Source organism: Rhizobium ecuadorense (assembly GCF_001187535.1).
GTDB lineage: Bacteria > Pseudomonadota > Alphaproteobacteria > Rhizobiales > Rhizobiaceae > Rhizobium > Rhizobium ecuadorense.
In genome coordinates this window covers 1-321 of sequence record NZ_LFIO01000654.1, presented here as the reverse complement: position 1 = coordinate 321, position 321 = coordinate 1, and the positions used below count along the sequence as shown (strand labels likewise).

At 59.5% G+C, this 321-nt stretch carries 1 protein-coding gene; it reads right to left on the bottom strand.

All coding sequences use genetic code 11. The features are described 5' to 3' along the window. Positions 1–321, bottom strand: a 321-nt coding sequence (locus AF337_RS12740) for an SDR family NAD(P)-dependent oxidoreductase (protein WP_152971038.1), incomplete at both ends; no start/stop codon positions are given.

The window sequence follows — 321 nt, the reverse complement described above, 5'->3', positions numbered from 1 at the left end:
CCTTGGAAGCGCAGTAAGCCACAGCAGGTCCTTCGCCCCGACGCCCCGCCTGGGACGAGAAGTTGATGATGCGTCCACCTTCCCCTCTCTCCACCATGTGCCGGGCAACGGCCTGTGTCATGAAAATCACGCCTTCGATATTGACCTGAAATACCCTAGCGGTGCGCTCCCGGGATATTTCCAGAATGGACTCGACCTCGTAAATGCCTGCGGCATTGACCAGGATATCGATCTTGCCGGCAGTGGCAATGGCGAAGCGTGCAGCTTCATCGATGCTGTCCTGGCTGGTCACGTCAAGCGCCACACCCCAGGCACCAGGGC